General features: G+C 72.3%; 19 protein-coding genes. 12 read left to right on the forward strand and 7 right to left on the reverse strand.

What is annotated here, in order from left to right; genetic code table 11:
* Nucleotides 1-10 precede the first annotated feature (10 nt).
* Genes dxr through ispG form a run of 3 tightly spaced genes read left to right on the forward strand, consistent with a single transcriptional unit; the run spans nucleotide 11 to nucleotide 3653 of the window.
* Nucleotides 11-1222 (forward strand): 1-deoxy-D-xylulose-5-phosphate reductoisomerase, encoded by a 1212-nt coding sequence (dxr, locus tag EAD89_RS24600; RefSeq protein WP_121677359.1) that lies wholly within the window; start codon nucleotides 11-13, stop codon nucleotides 1220-1222.
* Nucleotides 1222-2472, forward strand: coding sequence for an RIP metalloprotease (locus EAD89_RS24605; RefSeq protein ID WP_121677360.1), 1251 nt, complete (start codon nucleotides 1222-1224; stop codon nucleotides 2470-2472). Before dxr ends, EAD89_RS24605 begins: the two co-directional genes overlap by 1 nt.
* An 8-nt stretch (nucleotides 2473-2480) precedes the next feature.
* Nucleotides 2481-3653, forward strand: a complete 1173-nt coding sequence (gene ispG, locus EAD89_RS24610) for a flavodoxin-dependent (E)-4-hydroxy-3-methylbut-2-enyl-diphosphate synthase (protein ID WP_121655221.1) — start codon at nucleotides 2481-2483, stop codon at nucleotides 3651-3653.
* Nucleotides 3654-3767: 114 nt separating this feature from the next.
* On the opposite strand, the gene EAD89_RS24615 is transcribed toward ispG, so the two are convergent.
* The gene (locus EAD89_RS24615) at nucleotides 3768-4340 is read right to left on the reverse strand and encodes a PadR family transcriptional regulator (protein ID WP_074317838.1); all 573 of its coding nucleotides are present in this window, start codon (nucleotides 4338-4340) and stop codon (nucleotides 3768-3770) included.
* A gap of 113 nt (nucleotides 4341-4453) precedes the next feature.
* Between EAD89_RS24615 and EAD89_RS24620 the strand changes: the two genes are divergently transcribed.
* The gene (locus EAD89_RS24620) at nucleotides 4454-5677 is read left to right on the forward strand and encodes an MFS transporter (RefSeq protein WP_121677361.1); all 1224 of its coding nucleotides are present in this window, start codon (nucleotides 4454-4456) and stop codon (nucleotides 5675-5677) included.
* A 57-nt stretch (nucleotides 5678-5734) separates the two neighbouring features.
* Nucleotides 5735-6574, forward strand: coding sequence for a DUF4081 domain-containing GNAT family N-acetyltransferase (locus EAD89_RS24625; RefSeq protein ID WP_121677362.1), 840 nt, complete (start codon nucleotides 5735-5737; stop codon nucleotides 6572-6574).
* 128 nt (nucleotides 6575-6702) lie between these two features.
* On the opposite strand, the gene EAD89_RS24630 is transcribed toward EAD89_RS24625, so the two are convergent.
* Entirely contained in the window at nucleotides 6703-7257 is a 555-nt protein-coding gene (locus EAD89_RS24630; protein WP_121677363.1) for a hypothetical protein, read from the reverse strand.
* A gap of 858 nt (nucleotides 7258-8115) precedes the next feature.
* Between EAD89_RS24630 and EAD89_RS24635 the strand changes: the two genes are divergently transcribed.
* A complete protein-coding gene (locus tag EAD89_RS24635) occupies nucleotides 8116-11667 on the forward strand; it encodes an ABC transporter ATP-binding protein (protein ID WP_121677364.1) in 3552 nt (1183 codons plus the stop codon).
* A gap of 45 nt (nucleotides 11668-11712) precedes the next feature.
* Here the strand turns inward: EAD89_RS24635 and EAD89_RS24640 are convergent, their stop codons facing one another.
* The 4 genes from EAD89_RS24640 to EAD89_RS24655 form a co-directional block, all read right to left on the reverse strand.
* On the reverse strand, nucleotides 11713-12780 hold the full coding sequence (locus EAD89_RS24640; protein ID WP_121677365.1) for an NADH:flavin oxidoreductase/NADH oxidase: 1068 nt from the start codon (nucleotides 12778-12780) through the stop codon (nucleotides 11713-11715).
* 68 nt (nucleotides 12781-12848) lie between these two features.
* Entirely contained in the window at nucleotides 12849-14153 is a 1305-nt protein-coding gene (locus EAD89_RS24645; protein WP_199733615.1) for a dicarboxylate/amino acid:cation symporter, read from the reverse strand.
* 237 nt (nucleotides 14154-14390) lie between these two features.
* Nucleotides 14391-15047 (reverse strand): DUF998 domain-containing protein, encoded by a 657-nt coding sequence (locus EAD89_RS24650; RefSeq protein WP_121655215.1) that lies wholly within the window; start codon nucleotides 15045-15047, stop codon nucleotides 14391-14393.
* Entirely contained in the window at nucleotides 15040-16005 is a 966-nt protein-coding gene (locus EAD89_RS24655) for a glutathione S-transferase family protein (protein WP_121677367.1), read from the reverse strand. The genes EAD89_RS24650 and EAD89_RS24655 overlap by 8 nt, the downstream gene beginning before the upstream one ends.
* A 105-nt stretch (nucleotides 16006-16110) precedes the next feature.
* On the opposite strand from EAD89_RS24655, the gene pcaF reads away from it, so the two are divergent.
* From pcaF to EAD89_RS24680, 5 genes are all read left to right on the forward strand, one after another.
* Nucleotides 16111-17316, forward strand: coding sequence for a 3-oxoadipyl-CoA thiolase (gene pcaF, locus EAD89_RS24660; protein ID WP_121677368.1), 1206 nt, complete (start codon nucleotides 16111-16113; stop codon nucleotides 17314-17316).
* A 152-nt stretch (nucleotides 17317-17468) separates the two neighbouring features.
* Nucleotides 17469-18281 (forward strand): SAM-dependent methyltransferase, encoded by an 813-nt coding sequence (locus EAD89_RS24665; protein ID WP_121677378.1) that lies wholly within the window; start codon nucleotides 17469-17471, stop codon nucleotides 18279-18281.
* Between the two features lie 4 nt (nucleotides 18282-18285).
* Nucleotides 18286-20451 (forward strand): bifunctional diguanylate cyclase/phosphodiesterase, encoded by a 2166-nt coding sequence (locus EAD89_RS24670; RefSeq protein WP_121677369.1) that lies wholly within the window; start codon nucleotides 18286-18288, stop codon nucleotides 20449-20451.
* A gap of 55 nt (nucleotides 20452-20506) precedes the next feature.
* A complete protein-coding gene (locus EAD89_RS24675) occupies nucleotides 20507-21007 on the forward strand; it encodes a DUF456 domain-containing protein (RefSeq protein ID WP_121655211.1) in 501 nt (166 codons plus the stop codon).
* Between the two features lie 370 nt (nucleotides 21008-21377).
* Nucleotides 21378-22964 (forward strand): amino acid permease, encoded by a 1587-nt coding sequence (locus tag EAD89_RS24680; protein WP_121677370.1) that lies wholly within the window; start codon nucleotides 21378-21380, stop codon nucleotides 22962-22964.
* A gap of 39 nt (nucleotides 22965-23003) precedes the next feature.
* Here EAD89_RS24680 and EAD89_RS24685 read toward each other — a convergent pair whose 3' ends face one another.
* Nucleotides 23004-24146: a sorbosone dehydrogenase family protein gene (locus EAD89_RS24685; protein ID WP_121677371.1), complete on the reverse strand. Its 1143-nt coding sequence runs from the start codon at nucleotides 24144-24146 to the stop codon at nucleotides 23004-23006.
* 90 nt (nucleotides 24147-24236) lie between these two features.
* Here EAD89_RS24685 and EAD89_RS24690 point away from each other — a divergent pair, with 90 nt between their 5' ends.
* The gene (locus tag EAD89_RS24690) at nucleotides 24237-25601 is read left to right on the forward strand and encodes a glutamine synthetase family protein (protein ID WP_121677372.1); all 1365 of its coding nucleotides are present in this window, start codon (nucleotides 24237-24239) and stop codon (nucleotides 25599-25601) included.
* Nucleotides 25602-25621 lie beyond the last annotated feature (20 nt).

Genomic DNA, 25621 nt, shown 5'->3' on the forward strand with positions numbered 1-25621 from the left:
GAATGGCACGGTGACTTCCCCCCGCGACCTCGTCCTGCTCGGGTCCACCGGCTCGATCGGCACACAGGCCATCGACATCGTCCGGCGCAACCCGGACCGGTTCCGGGTGGTCGCCCTGGGCGCGGGAGGTGGCAACGTCCAACTGCTCGCCGCGCAGGCCCTCGAACTGGGCGTCGACGCCGTCGGGGTGGCCAAGGCGTCCGCCGCGCAGGACCTCCAGCTGGCGTTCTACGCCGAGGCGAGCCGGCGCGGCTGGGCCACCGGCGATTTCAAGCTTCCCAAGATCGTGGCCGGGCCGGACGCGATGACCGAGCTGGCCCAGTGGCCGTGCGACATCGTGCTCAACGGGGTGGTCGGCTCGCTCGGGCTCGCGCCGACGCTGGCCGCGCTGCGCGGTGGTCGTACTCTCGCCCTGGCCAACAAGGAGTCGCTCGTCGCCGGCGGCCCGCTGGTCAAGGCCGCGGTGACGCGGCCGGGGCAGATCGTCCCGGTCGACTCGGAGCACTCGGCGCTGGCCCAGTGCCTGCGTTCCGGGTCGCGCGGCGAGGTGCGCCGGCTGATCGTCACCGCCAGCGGCGGACCGTTCCGTGGGCGGCGGCGCGACGAGTTGACCGAGGTCACGCCCGATCAGGCGCTCGCCCACCCGACCTGGAACATGGGGCCGGTCGTCACGATCAACTCGGCCACGATGGTCAACAAGGCCCTGGAAGTGATCGAGGCGCACGAACTCTTCGACGTGCCCTACTCCGACATCACCGTGATGGTGCACCCGCAGTCGGTGATCCACTCCATGGTCGAGTTCACCGACGGCTCGACGATCGCCCAAGCCAGCCCACCGGACATGCGGCTGCCGATCGCGCTGGGCATCGGCTGGCCGGAGCGGGTTCCGGGGGCCGCCACCGCGGTCGACTGGACGACCGCGCACACCTGGGAGTTCGCGCCGCTGGACGACGCGGCCTTCCCGGCCGTGGCGCTCGCCAAGGCCGCCGGGGAGGCCGGCCACTGCCGCCCGGCGATCTACAACGCGGCGAACGAGGAGTGCGTCGAGGCGTTCGTGGCCGGTCGGCTGCCGTTCCTGGGCATCGTCGACACCCTCGAACGGGTGTTGGAGGAGGCTCCGGATTTCGACGAACCGGGTACCGTCGAGGACGTGCTCGCGGCGGAGTCGTGGGCGCGTGCGCACGCGCAGGAGATCATCGCGGGTTCGGTGGAAGGAATTTGATGGCAAACCTGCTCGGGGTGGCGCTCTTCGCCCTGGCCATCCTCGTCTCGGTGAGCCTGCACGAGGCGGGTCACATGCTGACCGCCAAGGCGTTCGGGATGAAGGTCACCAAGTACTTCGTCGGTTTCGGCCCCACCCTCTGGTCGTTCAAGCGGGGTGAGACCGAGTACGGCGTCAAGGGCATTCCGCTCGGCGGCTTCTGCAAGATCGTCGGGATGACGGCGCAGGACGACGACGTCGACCCGGCCGACGAGCCGCGGGCGATGTGGCGTTACCCGGTCTGGAAGCGGACGATCGTGATGTCCGCGGGCTCGATCACCCACTTCGCGTTGGCGTTGATCGCGATCTGGATCGCCGCCGTGTCGCTGGGCCTGCCCAACCGCGACTTCCCCACCACCGAGGCGCAGATCCGCCAGGAGCCGGCGGTGATCGCGCTGTCCGAATGCGTGGTCCCCGAGAACGCCCCGCGGGCCTGCGCCCCGGGTGACGTCGCCAGCCCCGCCGCCCAGGCCCAACTGCGCGACGGCGACCGGATCACCTCGATCAACGGCACGCCGATCAACAACTACGGCGAGCTGCTGGTGACCCTGCGCGGGCTCAAGCCCGGCGAGACCGCCCAGATCGACTACGTGCGCGACGGGCAGCCGGCGAAGACGAGCACCGTGCTCGCGCAGACCCAGCGCCCGCCGCTCGACGACCCGAAGGGCACCGTCGCCCCGGTCGCCGCACTCGGCGTCGGCCTCGTGCCCACCACGCCGACCCGGGTGACGTACGGTCCGGTCGAGGCGTTCGGCGCCACCGGCGACTTCACCCGCGAACTGGCCGTCGGCACGGTCCAGGCGTTGCAGCGGCTGCCGCAGAAGGTCCCCGCCCTCTGGACCGCCATCACCGGCGGCGAGCGTGACGTGGACACCCCGATCAGCGTCGTCGGCGCCAGCCGGCTCGGCGGCGAGGCGTTCGCAAACAAGGCCTGGCTGCTCTTCGTGACGCTGTTCATCTCGTTGAACTTCTTCATCGGGGTGTTCAACCTGCTGCCGCTGCTCCCACTGGACGGCGGTCACATCGCCATCGCCTGGTTCGAACGCGCCAGGTCCTGGCTCTACGCGCGGATCGGCCGTGCCGACCCCGGGCGGGTCGACTACCTCAAGCTGATGCCCTTCACGTACGTGGTGATCCTGATCGGTGGCGTGTTCACGCTGCTGACCATCACCGCGGACGTCGTCAACCCGATCACGCTCTTCCCAAGGTGAGTGCTGAAGTGACCGCTGTCAGTCTCGGTATGCCTGCCGTACCGCCCCCGCCGCTCGCTCCCCGCCGGGCGAGCCGCCAGATCATGGTCGGCTCGGTCCCGGTCGGCGGCGGCGCGCCGGTGTCCGTGCAATCGATGACCACCACCCTCACCTCCGACGTCAACGCCACCCTCCAGCAGATCGCCGAGCTGACCGCGTCGGGCTGCCAGATCGTCCGGGTGGCCGTGCCGTCCCAGGACGACGTCGAGGCGCTGCCGGCCATCGCCAAGAAGTCGCAGATCCCGGTGATCGCCGACATCCACTTCCAGCCCAAGTACGTCTTCGCCGCGATCGACGCGGGCTGCGCGGCGGTCCGGGTCAACCCGGGCAACATCCGCCAGTTCGACGACAAGGTCAAGGAGATCGCCGCAGCGGCCTCCGCCGCGGGTACGCCCATCCGGATCGGCGTCAATGCCGGCTCACTGGACAAGCGGCTGCTCAGCAAGTACGGCAAGGCCACCGCCGAGGCGCTGGTGGAGTCGGCGCTGTGGGAGTGCTCGCTGTTCGAGGAGCACGGCTTCCGGGACATCAAGATCTCGGTCAAGCACAACGACCCGGTGGTGATGATCCGGGCGTACCGGCAGCTGGCCGAGCAGTGCGACTACCCGCTGCACCTGGGCGTCACCGAGGCCGGCCCGGCCTTCCAGGGCACGATCAAGTCGGCGGTCGCCTTCGGCGCCCTGCTCGCCGAGGGGATCGGTGACACCATCCGGGTGTCGCTGTCCGCCCCGCCGGTCGAGGAGATCAAGGTCGGCAACCAGATCCTGGAGTCGCTGGGGCTGCGCGAGCGCGGCCTGGAGATCGTCTCCTGCCCGTCCTGCGGCCGGGCCCAGGTGGACGTCTACAAGCTCGCCGAGGAGGTCACCGCCGGTCTGGAAGGGCTGCCGGTGCCGCTGCGGGTGGCCGTGATGGGCTGCGTCGTCAACGGTCCGGGCGAGGCCCGCGAGGCCGACCTCGGCGTCGCGTCCGGCAACGGGAAGGGCCAGATCTTCGTCAAGGGGAAGGTCGTCAAGACGGTGCCCGAGGCGCAGATCGTGGAGACGCTGATCGAGGAGGCGCTGCGGATCGCCGACGAGATGGGCGCCGAACTTCCCGAGGAGCTGCGCGGGCTGATCACCGGCCCGACCGTCACCGTGCACTGATCCACCGCACCGCCGCCGTACGAAGGAGCGGCCGTTCCCGAAGGGGAACGGCCGCTCCTTCGCGTGTGGCGGTGGCGGTGCTCCGCCCCAGCGGGGCGGCAGCTCTGCTCGAGCTCACTCCGATTCGGCGAGGATGGCGTACAGCTTGCGCCGGGTCTCGTCGAGCACCTGGGCGGCCCGCTCCCGCTGGTCGTCCGTGCCGTTCATCATCACCTGGCGCAGGGCGTTCATCGCCTGCGCGCCGGAGTCGCGGATGTCGTGCCAGCTGCTCACCGTGCCCTGGGCGACGTCCGCCCACGGTGGGGTCTGCGCGGCCTCGGTGGCCTCGGCCTGACCGGCCTCGGTGACCGTGAATCGCTTCCGCCCGCCGCCGGACTCCTCCGTGCTGGCGACGATCACCCCCTCGTCCTCCAGCAGTTGGAGGGTGGGGTAGATCGAACCAGGACTCGGACGCCAGGCACCGCCGGTGCGGGAGTCGATCTCCTGGATCATCTCGTAGCCGTGCATCGGCCGCTCGGTGAGCAGGGCCAGCACGGCGCCCCGGACGTTGGGGCGGCGACCCCGGCCGCGGCCTCGACCCCGGCCGCCCCAAGGGCCGCCGTGCTCGTGGCCGTGCGGGCCGGGCGGGAAGCCGAAGCCCCGCATCCGCGCCTCGTGCAGGGGGTGCTGCTGTCGATGGAACCTCATGAGGCTCTTCCTCTCTGCGTACTGTCGCTGATGCATCAACGATATATCGGCAATGCATCGTCGACAAGTCCGTGCTTTACAAACCGTACGTACGTATTGTTAGAGTGTCGGTCATGCGCCTGCTTCCCCCGCACGGCCCGGCCCGGGTCCTCACCCTCGGCACCCTGGTCAAGACCGTCGGTCGGGGCCTCTGGCTGGTGTCCAGCGCGCTCTTCCTCACCCGGTCCGTCGGCCTGTCGGCGACCCAGGTAGGCGTCGGGTTGACCATCTCGGCCCTGGTCGGCGTGCTGGCCAGCGCGCCGAGCGGCTACCTGGCCGACCGCCTCGGCCCGCGCGGCGCGCAGGTCGGCGGGCTGATCGCCGCCGGCACCCTGACCGCAGGCCTGATCGCCGTGCGGTCGTTCCCCGCCTTCCTGCTGGTGGGCGCCGCCACGGCGCTCGCCGACGCGGTCGAGCGCGGTGCCCGGGGCGCGCTGATCGCCGGCGCGATCCCGGCCGACCAGCGCGTGCACACCCGCGCCTACCTGCGTGCCACCACCAACGTCGGGATCTCCGTCGGCGCCGTCCTCGGCGGCTTCGCCATCGCCGCCGACACCCGCGCCGGGTACGTCGCGCTGATCCTGACCGCGGCGGTGGCGTCGCTGGCCGCCGCGGCGGTCTTCGTCCGCCTGCCCACCGTCGCGCCGGTCGCGGCCCCGACGCAGGGACCCCGGCTCATCGCCCTGCGGGACCGCCCGTTCCTCGCCTTCACCCTGCTCGACGGGCTGATGTCCATGCACTTCAGCCTGCTCACCATCGCCCTGCCGCTGTGGATCGCCGGGCACACCGCCGCACCCGCCTGGATGATCTCCGCGTTGACGCTGGTCAACACCGTCCTGGTGGTGCTCCTCCAGGTACGCGCCGCGCGCAGCGCCGTCACCCTGCCGGGGGCAGCCCGCGCCGCCCGCCGTGCGGGGGTGGCCATCGCGCTGGCCTGCGTACTCTTCGCCGCGAGCGGCGCGCTTCCGACGGTCGGCGCTGTGGGCCTGCTCGGCTGCGGGGCACTGGTGCACGTGATCGGGGAACTGTGGCACTCCGCCGCCGGATGGGGGATCTCGTTCGGGCTGGCGCCGCCGGACGCGCAGGGGCAGTACCAGGGGGCGTACGGCATGGGTTACGAGCTGGGCAAGATGCTCGCACCGGTGGTGGTGACCACCCTCGCGCTCGGTTGGGGTGTGCCCGGCTGGTTGGTGCTCGGTGGGCTGTTCCTCCTGCTCGGTGCCCTGGTGCCCCCGGTCGTCCGATGGGCAGGCCGGACCAGGTCGACCAGCCCGGCCGACGAGCCGGTGACGGTCTGAGACCGGCCTCGCCACTCGGCCGGCGGGGTGGGGGTGCGATCTGGCAGGCTGGTACACGTGCTGACGGTGCCGGTACGGCAACTGGGGGAATCGGAGCGCCGCGCGGTCGAGCGACTGCTCGACCTGGACCCGTTCGCGGGCGCGCAGGTCGCCGAGCGCATCGCCGCGCGCGGGCTGTCCTGGTGGCGGGCCGAGGGCCGGATCCTGGGGTACGGTGCTCGGCGCAACCTCGAATCGCTCTGCTGGCTCGGCGGCAACCTCACTCCGGTGCTCGCCACCGACGCCGCAGTGGCCGCCTTCGCCGACCTGCTAGCCGGCGAGGAGCGCCTCTGCTCCTCCATCGTCGGCCGCGCTGACGCCGTCCTCGGCTTGTGGGACCGTCTCTCCGACATCTGGGGCCCGGCCCGGGACGTCCGCCCCAACCAGCCGCTGCTGGCCACCGACGCGCTGCCGGCCGTACCGGTCGACCCGGAGGTGCGCCAGGTCCGCGCCGGTGAGGTCGATCGGCTCTTTCCGGCGGCGGTGGCCATGTACACCGAGGAGGTCGGCGTCTCCCCGCTGGCCGAGGACGCCGGGCGCAGCTACCGCAGGCGGGTCAACGACCTGGTCCGTGCCGGCCGGGCGTACGCCCGCTTCGTCGACGGCAAGGTCGTGTTCAAGGCCGAACTGGCCGTGGTCACCAAGCGGACCGCGCAGGTCCAGGGCGTCTGGGTGGCGCCCGAGTGGCGGGGCCGCGGGATCGCCACCGCCGCGATGGCGACCGTGGTGCGCGACGCGCTCCTGCGGGTCGCACCGACAGTCAGCCTGTACGTCAACGACTTCAATCTGCCGGCCCGCCGGGTCTACGAACGCTGCGGCTTCCAGCCGGTCGGCACCCTCGCCACAGTCCTCTTCTGACCGCCCGTTTCCCGGTCCGCCGCCCGCCCGTCCGTCCACGATCCGGTCGTGGACATGCCGCTGGCCGGCACCCCGGGTGCGGGGTGCCGGCCAGTCGGTGTCACGCGGTGCTGTGGTGCGGTGGTGGGTCAGCTGTTCCAGTGCTGGGCGACCAGGTCAGCAGCCTGCTGCTCCCACTGGGCGTAGGCGTCCGGGTAGGCGGAGACCTGTACGGTCTGCGCGGCGTCGGTCAGGGCCATGTCCTGCCATCCGTCGACCTGCTTGAGGCCCTTGAGGAACGCGGTCGTCGAGTACTCGGGGTCGGTGATCTGCTCCGGCGTACCCCAACCACTGGAGGGGCGCTGCTGGAACAGGCCCAGCGAGTCATGGTCGTTGCGGTCGCCGAGGTGGCCCAGGTTCTCCAGCTTCGACTCCTGCAGACTCGTGGCGATCGAGATCACCGCGGCCCGCTCGGGCAGGCCGGCCTTCTTCGTGGCGGCGATGATCGCCTTGACGTTGGCGGTCTGCTCGTCGTTGAGCTCGATGTGCGACTGCGGGCCCTGCGCCTTGACCGTCTGCACCGCAACGGCGGCGGGCTTGCCCTCGACCGGGGCGGCGTGCGCGGCGATCGGACCGGCGAACACACCACCGGCGAAGGCGAGACCAGCAACGGACAGCATGCTCTTACGAATGATCGTGTTCATGAGGGTTGCTCCTTCGGGGGGTAGACACCACACGCGCCCTTGTTCGGGGGAACGGCACGTGGGGTGCAAGCACCTCGTCCGGCGCTCTCATACACGGGGGAAAAGTCTTAAGGTCGGCGGCCGACAAGCGGGGCTCGTGGCGCCGGGTCCATCTGTAACGACCGCCGGGCCGGGGTCATTCCGCGGCTGGCCCGCCCGTCGGCACCCTCGGGCGAGCGGGTGCTGGTCCGTCGGTCGGGGGTCTGCAACGACGCGCACCCACGGGGCATTCCATCCCGACCTCGCTGTCATCCCAGCCCCGAGGGGTGGGTGATCTGGCGGTGGTGCTGCGATCGTCAGGGTGTGTAACGACCCCGCGCCCGCCACGATTCCAGCCCCCGGGTGCACCCGGCCACTGTCAAACCACCCCATACCGGACAGGCCGGACTGGGCTCGCGGGTCGGTGCCGCCTGGGATGGGCTGGTTGCGGGTTGATCGACTCGGTATCGCCGATATCGGGGCATCCGCACGCCCTGGATACCGCGACATCGCCGATATCGAGTGGATCAACCCCCGAAGACGCACTTCCGGGCGAGTCCGGGCGAACTCGTCAACGAGCCCGATACCTCACAGGCATATTTATGACTCACAGGTATATGGCTCGCAGGACCGACCGCCCCGGACGGGCAGCCGCGGCGACGTCCACCGGGACCGCCCGAAAGCAGCAGCGGGATTCGCCGACGCAGAGATCGGCGCGAACGACGGATCCCGACGCGAGGGACGTGCCGGAAGCCCTGCTCAGAGCGGTTAAATCGGTTGAGTGGACAGGGTCCCGACAGGCACGCTGAGTTCTCCGTCACCCACGTCCGGAGGACTCCGATGCGCCTGCTCCGTGATCTGTGGGGCACCTCGCCACGTCGCCTGACGATCGTGGTCATCCTGATCGCACTCGGCGCCGCCGGTCAGGCGGGCGCTTCGGCCCTGGCCGGGGCGGTGCTCGTGCATCGCTCGACCGGCTTCTTCGCCGTACTGGCCGCGGCGCTGGTCGCCGTGGTCCTCACCGACCTGGCGGTCAGCCTGCTGATGGCCGGCCTGACCGCCGACTGGTCCGCCGACGTGCGCCGGCGGCTCTGCCGGGTCGCGCTCGGGCAGGACCTGCCCACCCTGGAGACCACCCCGGTGGGTGAGCTGCTCGACCGCATCGACGGCGACGTCTACCAGGTGGCGTCGGCGGTCCGCAACCAGGGCACCCGACTCGCCCAGGGGCTGTGCGTCGGCCTGCTGTCGATGATCGTCGCGCTGGCCGTGTGGTGGCCGGCCGGGATCGCCATGCTCCTGCTCACGGTGGTGCTCGGCGTCGGGTTGCGTCGGCCCACGGCGCGGATCGGTCCGGCCCGCATGGCCGAGGAGGAGGCCTGGTCGGACCTGGCCGCGGTGATGGAGGAGGCGGTGCACGGCCAGGACGACGTACGGACCAGTCTGGCCCGGCCGTACGTGCTGCGGTTGTACGCGCGGCGGGCCGCCGCCGTGCTGTCCCGGGGCCGCCTGGTCTGGGTGTTGTCCGCCCGCGTGGCGACGGCCGCGACCGCGACGATCCGGGCCGGCATCGGGGTGGTGGTGCTCGGCGGGGCCTGGGCACTGGCCACCGACCGGATCGACGCGGCCCGTCTCACCGCCATCTGGCTGCTCGCCCTCGCCTTCGGGGCCACCGCCGAGCACGTCAGCCGGATGGTGCCGGAGCTCCAGGAGGCCCTCGGCGCGTGGGCCCGGGTGCAGCTGCTCCAGAAGGCCCGGCAGGAGCCCGTCGGCGGGGCCAGCCCGATCGACGGTGACCTGCGCATCCGTGACCTGACGTTCGGGTACCAGGTGAGCGGGCCGGAGAGCGGCCGGGGAGCCGCGCTGCGCGGGGTCAGCCTCACCTTCGCGCGTGGCCGCTCGTACGCGCTGATCGGGCGGACCGGTTCGGGCAAGTCGACACTGGCGAAGGTGCTCACCCGGGCCGTCGACGTGCCGCCGGGAACGGTCTTCCTCGGCGGCACCGACCTGTGCGACCTCGACGTCGAGCAGCTGCGCCGCTGGGTGGCGCTGGTGCCGCAGCGCACCGAGATCCTGGCCGGCACGCTCGCCGAGAACGTCGCGCTCTTCGACCCGGAGCTGCTCGACGCGGCGGCCCGAGCGCTGGACGAACTGGGCCTGGCCGGCTGGATCGCCGAACTGCCGGAGGGGCTGGCGACCCGGCTGGGGGAGGGCGGGCACGTGCTCTCCGCCGGTCAGGAGCAACTGGTGGCGTTCGCCCGGATCCTGGTCCGCGACCCGCACGTGGTGATCCTCGACGAGGCCACCGCGCGACTGGACCCGGTCACCGAGGCACGCGTGCAGCGGGCCACCGAACGGCTGCTGCGCGACCGGATCGGCATCGTCATCGCGCACCGGCTCTCCTCGGTGCGTCGTTGTGACGAGGTGGTGGTGCTGGCCGACGGCGCGGTGGTCGAGGCCGGCCCGCTGGAAACGTCGACTCGCTTCGCCGAGCTGCTCGCGACCAGCCACGCCGCCGCGTACGCGGCAGCGGTGCCGGCTGGCCGCAGCGGCGCCGGCACTGACCTGCTGGTCGCCCCCGATCCGGTCGATGCCTGGCCGAGCGGGCCGGTGACCCCGCCGGTCGAGCTGGCCCCGCCGGTCGAGCCGGCCACGTCGGTCGAGCCGGTCGAGCCGGTCGAGCCGAAACGTGCCGACCCGCCGCCGCTGCCGCACGTCCCGCCGGCCCGGACCCTGCGGGAGATCTTCCGGCTCTGCACCAACGACCCCCGGTACGGGCTGGCCGCGATCGTGCTGTTCCTCGGGCTCAGCCTGCTCGGACTGGACGGTCCGGTGCTGCCCTGGCTCTGGGCCGACCTGGTCGACGGGACCGGCAACCCGTACCTGCCGGCGCTGGGGATCGTGACCGGGCTCCTGGTCACCCTCCCGCTGCCGTACTACACCCACGTCTGGTTCCCACAGTGGTGGGTGCGGCAGATGCTGCGGATCGGCCTGCGCCTGGTGCACGGCCAGACCGGGCCGCGGCGGGTCAGCTCGCACACCCCGGCGGAGGTGGTGGCGCAGGGCGGTGACACCGAGCGGGTGGTCCAACTCGCCGACAACGTGCTGGACCAGGCCGTCGCGCTGGTCCTGGTGGTCGCCATGACGGCGGTCACCGGCAGCGTCGTACCGGCGCTGTTCTTCCTCGGCACGATGGTCGTCTCCGGGCTGGCCGCGACGCTGTTCGGGCCGAAGCTCGAGCGTGCGGCCCGGGCGACGGTCGCGGCGCGGGCCGCCTTCGCCACCGCGCTGGTCAGCGCGCTCTCCGCGGCGCGGACGGTGAAGCTCGCCGGCGCGACCGCGGCGGTGCTGCGCCACCTCGCTGATCTGGACGTGCTGCGCAGCGACCGGCAGCGGCGGGAGATCTCGGTGCAGGTGTGGTCGCGCTCCACGCCGTCGGTGGCCAGTGGCCTGCTGCCGATCGGCGCGTGGGCGCTCTACCTGACCGGCGAGCTCTCCGCCGGGGCGGTGCTGGTGGCCGTCTCCACCCTCGGCGCGGCCCGCTGGTTCGCCTGGACCACCGCGTCGCTGATCTCCCAGCTGCCCTCCGCGCGGGTCTGGACCCGACGCACGGTGGCGATGACCGGGGTGGACGCGTACTCCGCCGGGGTGCCCGCCGTCGACCTGGCCGCCGGGACGGCGCCCGCGCCGACGCCGCCGCCACGGCATCCGCTGCGCCGGCTGGAGCTGCGCGGCTTCGGCGTGGTGCACTCCGACGGCACTGTCGCCGTCCGGGACGTGGACCTGACCGTGCAACGCGGGCAGCTGGTTCTGGTCGTCGGCCCGGTCGGCTCGGGCAAGTCCTCGCTGCTGCGGGGGTTGGCCGGGATCGTGCACCACACCGGCGAGCTGTCCTGGAACGGTGACCCGGTCACCGAGCCGGAGCTGTTCCTGCGCCCCAACCAGGTCGGCTACGTCGGCCAGCTGCCCCGCGTGCTCTCCGGCACGGTGGCCGACAACATCGCGCTCGGCCACCAGGTGGACGCCGCCGGGGCGGTCAGCACCGCCCAGCTCGACCATGACCTCGCCGCCGCGGGTGGTGGGCTGGGCCTGCTCATCGGGCACAAGGGCACGCGGCTGTCCGGCGGTCAGCTGCAACGGTTGGCGCTGGCCCGGGCGCTGGCGCCGCGTACCGAACTGTTGGTCGCCGACGACGTGTCGTCGGCGCTGGACGTCACCACCGAGCTGGCGCTGTGGCAGGCGTTGCGCGCGCACGGGGTGACCGTGGTCGGCTCGACCGCGAAGCGCGCCGCGCTGGTCCGGGCCGACCACGTGGTGGTGCTGCTCGGTGGCACGGTGGCGGCCCAGGGCACCTGGCAGGACCTGGAGGGCGACTGGTCGCACCTGGCCGGCTGACGGTCGGGCGGCTGCCGTGCCTGGCAGCCGCCCGACCGGCGGGAATCAGGAGGCGCGGGCGTACTGCGCGGGTCCGCTGTACGCGACGCCGAGCTTGGCGGCGGCCCGGCGCGGCCAGTACGGGTCGCGCAGCAACTCCCGGCCGAGCAGCACCAGGTCCGCCTCGCCGCCGGCGACGATCTGCTCAGCCTGCTCCGGCTCGACGATCAGGCCGACCGCGCCGGTCGGCACGCCGGCCTCGCGGCGGATCTGGGCGGCCAGTGGCACCTGGTAGCCGGGGCCGAGCGGGATGCGGGCGTCCGGATGTACGCCTCCGGAGGAGGCGTCGACCAGGTCCACGCCCACACCGGCCAGCTCGCCGGCGAGCACCACGCTGTCCTCGATCGTCCAGCCGCCCTCGACCCAGTCGGTGGCGGAGATCCGGGTGAGCACCGGGACGTTCTCTCCGACCGCGGCGCGCACCGCGCGGGCCACCTCCAGGGTGAGCCGCATCCGGGCGGGCCGGTCGCCGCCGTAGGCGTCGGTGCGGTGGTTGGTCAGCGGCGAGAGGAACTCGTGCAGCAGGTAGCCGTGCGCGGCGTGGATCTCCACGGCCGCGAAGCCGGCGGCCAGGGCACGTTCGGCGGCGGTGGCGAACGCCTCGACCACGCCGGCGATGCCCGCCGCGTCGAGAGCGGTCGGCGTCCGGTAGTCGGCGACGAACGGCTCCGGCCCGGGGCCGACCGGCGTCCAGCCGCCCTCGGCGTCCGGCACGCCGCCCCGGTTCGGAGCCCACGGACGGTACGTGGAGGCCTTGAACCCGGCGTGCGCGAGCTGAACCGCGGGCACCGCGCCGTGCTCGGCGACGAACGCGGTCACCGGCCGCCACGCGTCGACGTGGGCGCCGGACCACAGCCCGGTGTCCTGCGGGCTGATCCGGCCCTCCGGCAGCACGGCGGTCGCCTCGGTCAGCACCAGCCCGACCCCGCCCACCGCCCGGCTGCCGAGGTGGATCAGGTGCCAGTCGGTGGGCAGACCGTCCGGACCGGCCGTGTACTGGCACATCGGCGCCATGGCGATCCGGTTGGGCAGGGTGACCGCGCGCAGGGCCAGCGGCGTGAACAGGGAGCTCATGTCGTCATCCTCTCGGAAACGGCGACGGGCCCCTCGGGGAGGGGCCCGTCGCCGTCGATGCGAACTGGTCAGGCGGGGACGGGGCTCAGCTCGTCCCGCCGCTCGGGCCGGGTGTCGGCGACCGGCTCCGGGTCGGTCAGGTCCCGCCGTCCGGCGGACTCGTACGCGGCCCGGTCGAGGGTGCCCTCCCGGGCGGCGACCACGGTCGGCACCAGCGCCTGCCCGGCCACGTTGGTGGCGGTCCGGACCATGTCCAGGATCGGGTCGATGGCCAGCAGCAGGCCGGCGCCGGCCAGCGGCAGGCCCAGAGTGCTCAGGGTGAGGGTGAGCATCACGATCGCGCCGGTCAGGCCGGCGGTGGCCGCCGAGCCGACCACCGAGACGAAGGCGATCAGCAGGTAGTCGGTGATGCCGAGGTCCACGCCGAACACCTGGGCCACGAAGATCGCGGCCAGTGCCGGGTAGATCGCGGCGCAGCCGTCCATCTTCGTGGTGGCGCCGAACGGCACCGCGAACGAGGCGTACTCACGGGGCACGCCGAGCCGCTCGACGGAGCGCTGGGTAACCGGCATGGTGCCCACCGAGGAGCGGGACACGAAGGCCAGCTCGATCGCGGGCCACGCGCCGGCGAAGAAGCGCAGCGGGTTGAGCCGGCCGGCGGTGATCAGCACCAGCGGGTAGACCACGAACAGCACGATGGCGCAGCCGACGTAGACGGCGGTGGTGAACTTCGCGAGGGGGGCCAGCAGGTCCCAGCCGTACGAGGCGACGGCGTTGCCGATCAGGCCGAGGGTGCCGATCGGGGCGAGTCGGATGACCCACCAGAGCGCCTTCTGGACGATCTCCAGCAGCGAGCGGTTCAGCGCCACGAACGGCTCGGCGGCGTCGCCCACCAGCAGCGCCGCGGCACCGACCACCAGGGCGAGGAAGACGATCTGGAGCACGTTGCCCTCGACGAACGCGCCGACCGGGTTGGTGGGCACGATGCCGGTGAGGAAGTCGGTCCACGAGCCGGTGTTCTTCGGCGGGGCGGCGCCGCCCAGGTCGAGGGTCACGCCCCGGCCCGGGTTGACGATCAGGCCGAGGCCGATGCCGATGGCCACCGAGATCAGTGCGGTGATGCCGAACCACATCAGGGTCTTCAGCGCGAGCCGGGCGGCGTTGGCCACGCCGCGCAGGCTGACGACGCTGACCACGATGGCGGTGAAGACCAGGGGCGGCACGGCCAGCTTGAGGAGCTGGACGAAGAGGCTGCCGACGGTGTGCAGGGTGCTGGTGAGCCAGCTCAGGTCATTGGTGCGGGCCAGGAAGCCGAGCGCCACGCCGAGCACGAGGCCGAGCAGGATCTGCACGGAGAAGGGAATCTTGCGCAGGCCGAAGGGCATGAGAATTGATCCAATTGTCTGGGCTGAACGGGGTAGGCGTGGGAGCGCAGCTACGCCGGACAGATGCCGCTGGCCTGCAGTCGAAGATCGACATACAGGCGAACGGTAAGGTCCCAGACATTGGTCATCGCCAGCCGACGATACGCCGATGGCGGGTCATCGCAAGGAGCAGTCGGGGTGACGCTCCTTACACGCGCACCGGCCAGCCGCACACGAGGGCCCTTCTCACCTGCGGGTGAGGGCGAGCGCGGCGGCGGTGGTGAGGCCCCACAGGATCGCCAGCGCGAGGATCAGCCGCTCCAGCACGCCCACCAGGGCGCCCCGACCGATGACGAGCAGGGCCAGCCCCACCGTGGCGCACAGCGGAAGGCTCAGCGCGGCGGCCCCGCCGGACAGCCAGCGTACCGCCCGATCGACCGGGCCGGACACGGCGAGCGCGACCATGGCGAACACCACCGACGCGGTCGCCGCGATGCTCGCGCCGCCGTGCACGAGGTCCGCGACCGTGGCCCGCTCGAACGGTGGCAGCGGGCAGCCGGCGGAGCAGGTCACCGACCCGGACGCGGCGGTGAACACCGCACCGGCGGCGAGCAGCGCGGGCGCCGCCCGCACCCCGGGGGGCAGGGCCGCGGCGAGCAGCAGCAGCGAGCCGGCCAGCGCGAGGATCCCGAACCGGTACGTCGTGGCGTGGCCGTTGCCGGCGATGCCCGCCTCGCTGACGTACCCGGTGACCCCCGGCCCTGGACCGGCGATCACCGCGACCGTCACCGCGACCGCACCGGCCAGTCCGGCGCCGGCGGCGGCCCACCCGGCGACCCGGCGCGCGACGTCCGCCCGGGTTGCCGGCGCGGTCGTGGTGCCGGGCCGAGCCGGCTCAGCCACGCCCGTGCGGCGTGATCCAGCCGGACTCGTCCGGTCCGAGCGGCACGATGCCGCTCGGATTGATCTCCTGGTGGGTGCCGTAGTAGTGCCGCTTGATGTGGTCGAAGTCCACCGTCTCGCCGAAGCCCCGGGTCTGGAACAGGTCCCGGGCGTACGCCCAGAGCACCGGCATCTCGGTCAGCTTCTGCCGGTTGCATTTGAAATGCCCGTGGTACGCGGCGTCGAAGCGGACCAGCGTGGTGAACAGGCGCACGTCGGCCTCGGTGATCGTGTCGCCCATCAGGTACCGCTGCCCGGCCAGCCGGTCGGAGAGCGCGTCCAGCCGGGCGAAGAGCGCCCGGAACGCCTCGTCGTACGCCTCCTGCGAGGTGGCGAAGCCGCACCGGTAGACGCCGTTGTTGACGTCGGTGTGGATCTCGGCCATCAACGCGTCCATCTCGGCGCGCATCTCGACCGGGTACAAGTCCGGCGCGTCCGGGGCGTGCAGCCGCCGCCACTCAGTGGAGAAGTCGAGGGTGAGCTGCGGGTAGTCGTTGGTGACCACCCGGCCGGTCAGCGTGTCGACCAGCGCCGGAACGGTCACCCGGCCGGTGTAGTCCGGGTCGGTGGCCAGGTACGCCTCGGAGAGGAAGCTGACGCCGAGCACCGGGTCGAAGCCGTCCGGGTCGAGGGCGAACGCCCAGCCCCGCTCGTCGCGGATCGGGTCGACGGTGCCCAGCGAGATCGCGTCGTCCAGCCCGAGCAGGCCGCGCACGATCCGGGCCCGGTGCGCCCACGGGCAGGCGCGGCACCAGATCAGCCGGTAGCGGCCGGCTTCCAGCGGCCAGCGGTCCTGCTCGTCCGGGCCACCGCCGGGCGGGGAGGTCGAGTCCGGCGTGACCCGGCCGGTGAACCGGTTGGGCTGGCGGACGAACGCGCCGCCGCCGCTGGTCTCTGCGCTGAACTGGGCCCGGGCCATGCCGTCAACCTATCGGCTGTGGGCGCGGATATCCTGGCGGCTGGCAGCCCGCACGACCCCGGTGGGCGCCTCCACCCCCGCCGTCTCCACCCCGAAGGACTCGCGATGACCGTGGCATACCTGGTGGCCGGTGTCCGCACCCCGATCGGCCGGTACGCCGGCGCGCTGGCCGGTGTCCGTCCCGACGACCTGGCCGCGCACGTGATCCGCGAGCTGGTCGACCGGCAGCCGTCGGTGGACTGGGCCCGCGTGGACGACGTCGTGCTCGGCTGCGCCAACCAGGCCGGCGAGGACAACCGCAACGTGGCCCGGATGGCGGCGCTGCTGGCCGGCCTGCCCGAAGAGGTGCCGGGCAGCACGGTCAACCGCCTCTGCGGCTCGGGGCTGGACGCCCTCGCCACCGCCGCCCGTTCCATCGTGGCCGGGGACGCGGAGCTGGTGGTCGCCGGCGGGGTGGAGAGCATGAGCCGGGCGCCGTTCGTCATGCCGAAGGCGACGTCGGCGTACTCCCGCTCGGCCGAGGTGCACGACACCACGCTGGGCTGGCGGCTGGTCAACCCGCTGATGCGGGACGGCTGGGGCATCGACTCGATGCCGGAGACGGCGGAGAACGTGGCCGCCGAGTACGGCGTCAGCCGGGCCGAGCAGGACGCCTTCGCGTACCGCTCGCAGCAGCGCGCGGCCAAGGCCCAGGCCGACGGCCGGTTCGCCGAGGAGATCGTGCCGATCTCCGTGCCGGCCGGCCGCCGGGAGACCCGGCTGGTCGAGGTCGACGAGCACCCTCGGGAGACCTCGCTGGAGAAGCTCGCCGCGCTGCCCACCCCGTTCCGCGAGGGCGGCACGGTGACCGCCGGCAACTCCTCCGGCGTCAACGACGGGGCGGTCGCGCTGCTGGTGGCGGGCGAGGCCGCGGTGGCCCGGTACGGCCTCACCCCGCTGGCCCGCATCGGCGGCGCGGCGGCGGCCGGCGTTCCGCCCCGGATCATGGGGATCGGCCCGGTGCCGGCCACCCGCAAGCTGCTCGACCGCGCCGGCGTCGAGTTGGGCGCGGTGGACGTGGTGGAGCTGAACGAGGCGTTCGCCGCGCAGTCCGTGGCGGTGCTGCGTGAGCTGGGGTTGGCCGCGGACGCCGAGCACGTCAACCCGAACGGCGGCGCCATCGCGTTGGGGCACCCGTTGGGCGCCAGCGGCGCCCGGCTGGCGTTGACCGCCGCCCTGGAGCTGCGCCGCCGCGGTGGCCGGCGGGCGCTGGCCACCATGTGCATCGGGGTCGGGCAGGGCATCTCGCTGCTGCTGGAGTCGGCCGTCTGAGCGCGGAAAGAGCGTGAAGGGATCTCCCGGACGGGGGAGTCCGCGGCCTAGAGTGGTCGACACCACACGACCCGCGGGTCGACCGGTGGTCGCGCGTGCCCGCCGACGCCGGTGCCGTCCCGCGCCGCGGCGATGAACTGGGGAGCACGCTGATGCCGGACGGACTGCCGACCGAGATCGATCTGACCAGGCCGAGCGCGGCCCGGGTGTACGACTACTTCCTGGGCGGGGCGCACAACTTCGAGATCGACCGTCGGCTGGCTGAGCAGATCGCCAGCATGACCCCGAATCTCGCCGCCACCATGCGCTCGGGGCGGGAGTTCCTGCGTCGGGCCGTCCGGGCTCTGCTCGACGCCGGCATCGACCAGTTCCTCGACATCGGCTCCGGAATTCCCACCGTGGGCAACGTGCACGAGGTGGCCCAGGGGGCGAACCCCAAGGCCCGGGTCGTCTACGTCGACATCGACCCGGTGGCCGTCGCGCACAGCCGGGAACTGCTCGCCGGCAACGACCTGACCGGGGTGATCCACGCCGACCTGCGCGAACCGGAGCGGATCCTCGCCGAGACCCGCCAGCTGGGGCTGATCGACTTCAGCCGCCCGATGGGCATCCTGCTGGCCGGGGTCGTGCACTTCATCCCGGACGCCGACCGGCCCGAGGACATCCTGGCCACCCTGCGGGCCGCCGCCGCACCCGGCAGCTTCCTGGTCATCTCCCACTCCACCTTCGAGGACCAGCCACAGGAGATGCTGGACGCCCAGCGGCTCTCCTCGCGCACGGACACCGAGATCACGCTGCGGTCCCGCGCCCAGGTCACCGGCTTCTTCGGCGACTGGACCGTCCTCGAACCGGGCGTCGTGCACATGCCGCTCTGGCGTCCGGATTCGCCGTCCGATGTGGACGAGCACCCGGAGCGGTTCGGCGCCTTCGGGGGCGTCGCCCGGTACGACCAGCCAGCCGGCTGATCCCGTGGCCGCCGTCGCGGATCCGACCGGGGGCGACGCCGGCCGGGGCGACGCCCAGGGCTACGCCGCCGACTGGGCCCGCGCGGTACGCCGTCTCGGTTTCGTGCCGCTCAGCGCGGCCGAGACCGAGCGGCTGCTGCTGGTGCACACCGTCCGGCTGGCCCAGGCGGTACGGGCCGACCCGTTCTCGGCCCGCCCAGGCGAGGAGGTCGGGCGGGCACTGGTGGAGGCGCACCTCACCGAGCCCCGGGCGCTGGAGTGGTCGCTGCGCGCCCTCGGTGCGGATTTTCCCCGCCGGGTGCTGGCCGCCGCCGACGAGCCGGCGGACCTGACCGAGCGGATCGCGGCGGTGCAGGGCGGCCTGGCCGCCGGGTTCGCCCGTGCGCTGCGTGACCGCACCTTCAGCCAGCAGGAGCGGATCGCCCGGTCGGCCTGGCAGGCGCGGGACGAGGTCGAGCAGGCGCTGCGGGACAGCGAGGCCCGCTTCCGGGCGGTCTTCACCGGCGCCGCGATCGGGATCGGCATCGCCGGGGTGGACGGCCGGATCGTCGACGTCAATCAGGCGTTCGCCGACATGCTCGGCTACTCGATCAGGGAACTGTGTGCGACCAACGTGTCGGCGTTGTTCCACGCCGACGACGCCGCCGGGATGTGGGAGCTGTACCAGGAGCTGAGCGAGGGCAAGCAGGACTCGGTCCGGGTGGAGAAGCGCTACCACCGCAAGGACGGCAGCGTGGTCTGGACGGATCTGGCCGTCTCGCTGATTCGGCACGACGACGGCCGGCCCCGGTTCACCGTCGCGATGATCGAGGACATCACCGAGCGGTACGAACTCCAGCAGCGGCTTCGTTTCCAGGCGCTGCACGACCCGCTGACCGGGCTGCCCAACCGGACGTTGTTCTTCGAGACGCTGGGCCGGGTTCTCGACACCGCCGGGCCCGGGCGGCGGGTCGGGGTGTGCTTCCTCGACCTGGACGGCTTCAAGGCGATCAATGACAGCCTCGGTCACGACCTCGGTGACCGGCTGCTGGTGACGATCGGCCGGCGGCTGGCCGAGTGCGTGGCCGACCACCGCCACCTGGTCGCCCGGATGGGTGGCGACGAGTTCGTCATCCTGGTCGAGGGCGGAGACGACCTCGGCGACGCGGTGGCCGTTGCGGAGGCCGCATTGGCCGCCGTAGCCGCCCCGGTGCACGTCGATGACCAGCAACTGGCCGTCTCGGCCAGTGTGGGCATCGTGGAGTGTTTAGCCGCCGCGACCACCGCCTCGGAGTTGATGAAGGCCGCCGACACCACGCTCTACTGGGCCAAGGCCGCGGGCAGGGGCCGGTGGGCGGTGTACGACCCGGAGCGCAGCGCTCGGGACATCGCCCGGTCGGCGCTGGTCGCCGGGTTGCCGGCGGCGCTGGACCGGGGCGAGTTCGTGCTGCACTACCAGCCGATCGTGTCGCTGCTAGAGGGCACCATGCTCGCGGTGGAGGCGCTGGTCCGTTGGGAGCATCCGGAGCTGGGCCTGATCGGTCCGGACCGGTTCATCGGCCTGGCCGAGGAGACCGGCCTGATCGTGCGGCTCGGCGAGTGGGTGCTGCGGCGGGCCTGCCGCGACGCCGAGCGGTGGTGGCGGGAGTTCCCCGACGCCCGGTTGGTGGTCAGCGTCAACCTGGCCGGCCGGCAGGCCGACGACCCGGCGATCGTGGAGACGGTGGCCGACGCGCTGGCCACCAGCGGGCTGCCGGCGGAGCTGCTGCAGTTGGAGCTGACCGAGAGCGCCGTGATGGGTAGCGCGGGTGAGCCGTTGCGCAGCCTGCACCGGCTCGCCGCGCTGGGCGTCCGGCTCGCGGTGGACGATTTCGGCACCGGGTACTCCAACCTCGCGTACCTGCGGCGGCTGCCGATCCACTGCCTGAAGCTGGCCGGTCCGTTCGTCGAGGGCATTCGCGCCGACGGGGCGGACGCCGTGGCCGACCACCGTGACGAGCGGATCGTCGACGCGTTGGTCCGGTTGGCGCACGCGCTGGAGCTGTGGGTCACCGCCGAGGCGGTGGAGACCGGCGTGCAGGCGGAGCGGCTGCGGGCGCTGCGCTGCGACACCGGGCAGGGGAGATACTTCGGCGCTCCGGCGCCAGCTGAGGCGATCACCGGCCGGTTGCGCCGCGGGTTGGCGAAGTGAGCGCGCGGTTTTTCCGGCCCGGCGTGGCCCGACGGCGGCAACGGATGGTGACAGCGTGAGCCTGACCGACTCGCAGACGGCGGTGACCGTGGTGGCCGCGTTGGCCATCCTGGCGGGGCTGGCCGGCGTGGTGGTGCCCGGTCTGCCGGCGCTACCGCTGTGCTGGGGCGGGGTGCTGGTCTGGGCGGTCTTCGGCGGCGCCGGCCCGGGTGGCTGGGCGGTGTTCGCCGCCGCGACGCTGGTCGCCGCCGGCGGCACCGTCATCAAGTACGCGTGGCCCGGGCGGAACCTGAAACGCACCGGAGTGCCGACGTCCACGCTGCTCGCCGGCGGGGTGCTCGGGATCGTCGGGTTCTTCGTGGTGCCGGTGGTCGGATTGGTGCTCGGCTTCGTCGCCGGAGTGTGGGCAGCGGAGCGGCTGCGACTGGGCAGCAACCAGCTCGCCTGGCCGTCCACGAAGCAGGCCGTCAAGGCCGCCGGCCTGTCCATGCTGGTCGAGTTCCTCGCGGGCGTGGTCATCGCCGCCCTCTGGCTGACCGGCCTCCTCCTAACCTGACCCCACCCCGTTCTTTCCCGGGTGATCAAGAGATTTGCGTCAGACAGAACGCGAATTCTGACGCAATCCTCTTGATCACCGTGAGAAACGGGGGCGGCGGCGTGGGGTGGTGTCGGGCACGGCCGAGTGCCGTACGTGAGAGAGAGACGTGCCCCGCGCCGCCGCGGTGCCGGGCGGTCCGAGCGCCCAGCGGTGGGCCCGTCGTGATCGGGCCTGGTCACGAGGTCAAGGATGCGGGCGGGGGTGGCCGGACGGCAACGCAATTAGCCCGACGGCGGTGAGATTCCCACCGTCATCGTATTGACCGCCTTGATCGGCTGGGTCGACACTTTGCGCACTCGTACGCGGAATCACCTCAGGGAGGTGTGCAGTGGCCACGACGCCCGTGCCGACCGCCGAGCACCCGATGGACGACGACGCCCGACGGCTCGCCGAACTCGGCTACAAACAGGAGCTGCGCCGCAAGTGGAGCGGCTTCTCCAACTTCGCCATCTCGTTCTCCATCATCTCGATCCTGGCCGGCTGTTTCACCACGTTCGGCCAGGCGTGGAACAACGGCGGGCCGGTCGCCATCTCCTGGGGCTGGCCGCTGATCTCGCTGTTCATCCTGATCATCGGCTTCTGCATGGCCGAGTTGGTGTCGGCGTATCCGACCGCCGGTGGGATCTACTGGTGGGCCGCCACCATGGGACGCCCGGTGCACGGCTGGTTCACGGGCTGGCTGAACCTGATCGGCCTGGTCGCGGTCACCGCCTCGGTCGACTACGGCTGCGCGACCTTCCTCAACCTCACCCTGTCGGCGCTCTTCGACGGCTGGGCCGGCACGCTGCGCCAGGCGTTCCTGCTCTTCGTGGTCATCCTGGTGCTGCACGGGCTGATCAACATCTTCGGCCACCGGATCATCGACGTGCTCCAGAACGTCTCCGTCTGGTGGCACGTGGCCGGGGCGGCGGCCGTGGTGGCCATCCTGGTTCTCGTTCCGGACAACCACCAGAGCTTCCAGTTCGTGTTCACCGAGCGGTTCAACAACTCCGGCTTCGGTGACGGGGACACCGGCGGGCTGACCTTCTGGTTCTACGTGCTGCCGCTCGGCTTTTTGCTCACCCAGTACACGATCACCGGCTTCGACGCCTGCGCGCACGTCTCCGAGGAGACCCGGGGCGCCTCGCAGGCCGCCGCCCGTGGGCTCTGGCAGTCCATTTTCTACTCTGCGGTCGGCGGCTGGATCCTGCTGCTGGCGTTCCTCTTCGCGGCCACCGACGTCGAGGCGGTCAACGCCGCCGGCGGATTCTCCGGCGCCATCTTCGAGTCCGCGCTCACACCGGTCTTCTTCAAGATCGTCATCATCATCTCCACCATCGGGCAGTTCTTCTGCGGGATGAGCTGCGTGACCTCGATGAGCCGGATGGCGTACGCGTTCAGCCGCGACCGCGCCGTGCCGGGCTGGCGACTCTGGTCCCGGGTGGACCGCAACGGCACCCCCGTCAACGCGATCATCGGAGCCACCCTGGCCGGCCTGGTGCTCACCCTGCCGGCGCTCTACGAGAGCTCGGCCGGCATCCCGATCGCCTTCTACGCCGTGGTCTCCGTCGCGGTCCTCGGGCTCTACCTGTCCTTCCTCATCCCGATCGCGCTGCGCCTGCGGATGGGCGACCGGTTCGTCCCCGGGCCGTGGACGCTCGGACGGAAGTACAAGCTGCTCGGCTGGATCGCGGTGATCGAGATCGCGGTCATCGCCGTCTACTTCGTGCTGCCGATCGTGCCCGCCGGGGTGCCCGGCAACGACGGGTTCACCTGGTCGGCGGTGAACTACGCGCCGTTGGCCGTGGGCGGGGTGCTGCTGGTGGTCGCCGTCTGGTGGTACGCCTCGGCCCGGAAGTGGTTCGCCGGTCCCGTGCGTACCGTCGACGACCCGACGCCGGCGCCCGACCCGGCGCCGGTCGACGGGCCGGGCTGACCCCCGCCCGCCGGCGGATCAGGGCTGCGCCGGACCCGCTCAGGGCTGCGCCGGACCCGCGTGGAATCCGACGCGACCGGCGGGCGGCGGTTGCCGCTCGCCGGTCGTGAAGCGCAGGACGCGGTCGTCGGTCGCCGCCGGCGTGCCGCGGCCGTCGCGGTTGCTGGTGGCCACCCAGAGCGAGCCGTCGGGCGCCCTCTCGACGGTACGGAGACGACCGTAGGCACCCACGAGTTCGGCGGACGGCGTGCCGACCTGACCGGACGGACTCACCGGCACCGCCCACAGCCGTGCACCGCGGAGCGCGGCGACGAACAGGGTGCCGTTGGCGAAGGCGGCGCCGCTCGGGGACGCCTGGGCGGGGGGCCAGACGACGACCGGATCACGGAACCGGGGGTCGGTGCTCCGACCCTCCACGATCGGCCAGCCGTAGTTGCCGCCGCGGACGATGAGGTTCACCTCGTCCCACGTGTTCTGGCCGAACTCGGTGGCGAACAGCCGGCCGCGCGCGTCCCAGGTGAGACCCTGCACGTTGCGGTGGCCGTAGCTGTACACCGGCGATCCGGGGAACGGGTTGTCGGCCGGAACGCCGCCGTTCGGCCGGATCCGCAAGATCTTGCCGTTCCGGCTGGCCAGGTTCTGCGCGTTGGCCGGAACGCCGGCGTCGCCGATGCCGGCGTAGAGCATCCCGTCCGGGCCGAAGGCGATCCGGCCGCCGTCGTGGACGGACGCCCGCGCGAGGCCGCTGAGGATCACCTGCTGGGACTGCGGCGCGCTCAGCCGGAACCGCACGATGCGGATGTCCGAGGCGGTGGTGAAGCAGACGTAGACCCACCGGTCCAGCAGGTACCGGGGCGAGACGGCCAGGCCGAGCAGCCCGGCCTCGCCGCCGCCGACCACCCCGGCGATCCGGGCGACCTGCACGGGTGGGCGGCCCGGTCGCAACCGCAGCACGGTGCCCTGGTCGCGTTGGGCGACGAGGGCGCTGCCGTCGGGCAGGAAGTCGAGCCCCCAGGGCGCCTCCAGCCCGGTCGCGACCACCTGCGGCTCAGAAAAGTCGACATCGCCAGCCCCCAGCGCGGTGGCCGCCGCGTGCGCGGGCCGCACGCCCGCCTCGGCGTTCGCCGGCGTGCCGAGCCCGACGGCGAGGACGGCGACGGCCAGGATGACTCGAAGACGCATGAGAACTCCTCGCGTGGTTTGCCGCCGATCGGACCGGGGGCATTGACGGTGATCCGGATTGCCAGTAGACCTTGTGATGGAGGCCCGCTGATGAGCAGAACGCCGTTCACGCTGGAAGAGTTGCGGGTCGCCGTCCAGGCCGGCGAGATCGACACCGTCGTGCTGGCCCTGGTCGACATGCAGGGCCGCTTGCAGGGCAAACGGTTCCACGCGCCGTTCTTCCTCGATCAGGTGGTCGAGCACGGCAGCGAGGGGTGCAACTACCTGCTCGCCGTGGACGTGGACATGAACACCGTCGACGGGTATGCGATGTCGAGCTGGGAGCGCGGCTACGGCGACTTCGCGATGGTGCCGGACCTCAGCACGTTGCGCCGGATGCCCTGGCAGCCGGGGTCCGCGCTGCTGCTGGCCGACCTGACCTGGCTGGACGGCTCCGGCGACGTGGTCGCCTCGCCCCGGCAGATCCTGCGCCGGCAGCTGGGCCGGCTGGCCGAGCACGGGCTGACCGCGTACGCCGGCACCGAGCTGGAGTTCGTGCTGTACCGCGACTCGTACGAGGACGCCTGGCGGCGCGGCTACCGCGACCTCACCCCGGCCAACCAGTACAACGTGGACTACTCGCTGCTCGGCACCGCCCGGGTGGAACCGCTGCTGCGCCGGATCCGCACCGAGATGGCCGGCGCCGGTCTGACCCCGGAGAGCGCCAAGGGCGAGTGCAACCTCGGCCAACACGAGATCGCCTTCCGCTACGACGAGGCGGTGGCCTGCGCCGACCACCACGTGATTTACAAGAACGGGGCGAAGGAGATCGCCGCCCAGGAGGGCATGGCGATCACCTTCATGGCCAAGCCGAACGCGCGGGAGGGCAACTCCTGCCACATCCACTTCTCCCTGCGCGACACCACCGGCGGGTCGGCGATGCTCGGCGACGGGCCCGCGCACCTGTCCGAGACCGGGCAGCGGGTGCTCGCCGGGCTGCTGGCCACGATGCGCGAGTTCAGCCTGCTCTTCGCCCCGAACATCAACTCCTACAAGCGTTACCAGCCGGGGTCGTTCGCCCCGACGGCGCTGCGCTGGGGGGTGGACAACCGCACCTGCGCGCTGCGGGTGGTCGGCCACGGGCAGGGCATGCGGGTGGAGAACCGGGTGCCCGGCGCTGACGTCAACCCGTACCTGGCGATCGCCGGGCTGGTCGCCGGCGCGCTGCACGGCATCGAGCGCGAGTTGGAGTTGGGGCCGGAGTGCACCGGCAACGCGTACGACGACCCGGAGGCCGAACGCGTGCCGGGCACCCTGCGCGACGCCCTGACCCTGTGGGAGCAGTCGACGGCCGCCGAGGAAGCCTTCGGCCCCGAGGTCGTCGCCCACTACGCCAACCAGGCCCGGGTGGAGCTGGCAGCCTTCGACGCGGCGGTAACCGACTGGGAGCTGACCCGTGGCTTCGAACGCCTCTAACCCACTCCCCAGCCCCGGCC

Origin of the sequence: Micromonospora sp. BL4 (assembly GCF_003667505.1) — a bacterium.
GTDB lineage: Bacteria > Actinomycetota > Actinomycetes > Mycobacteriales > Micromonosporaceae > Micromonospora.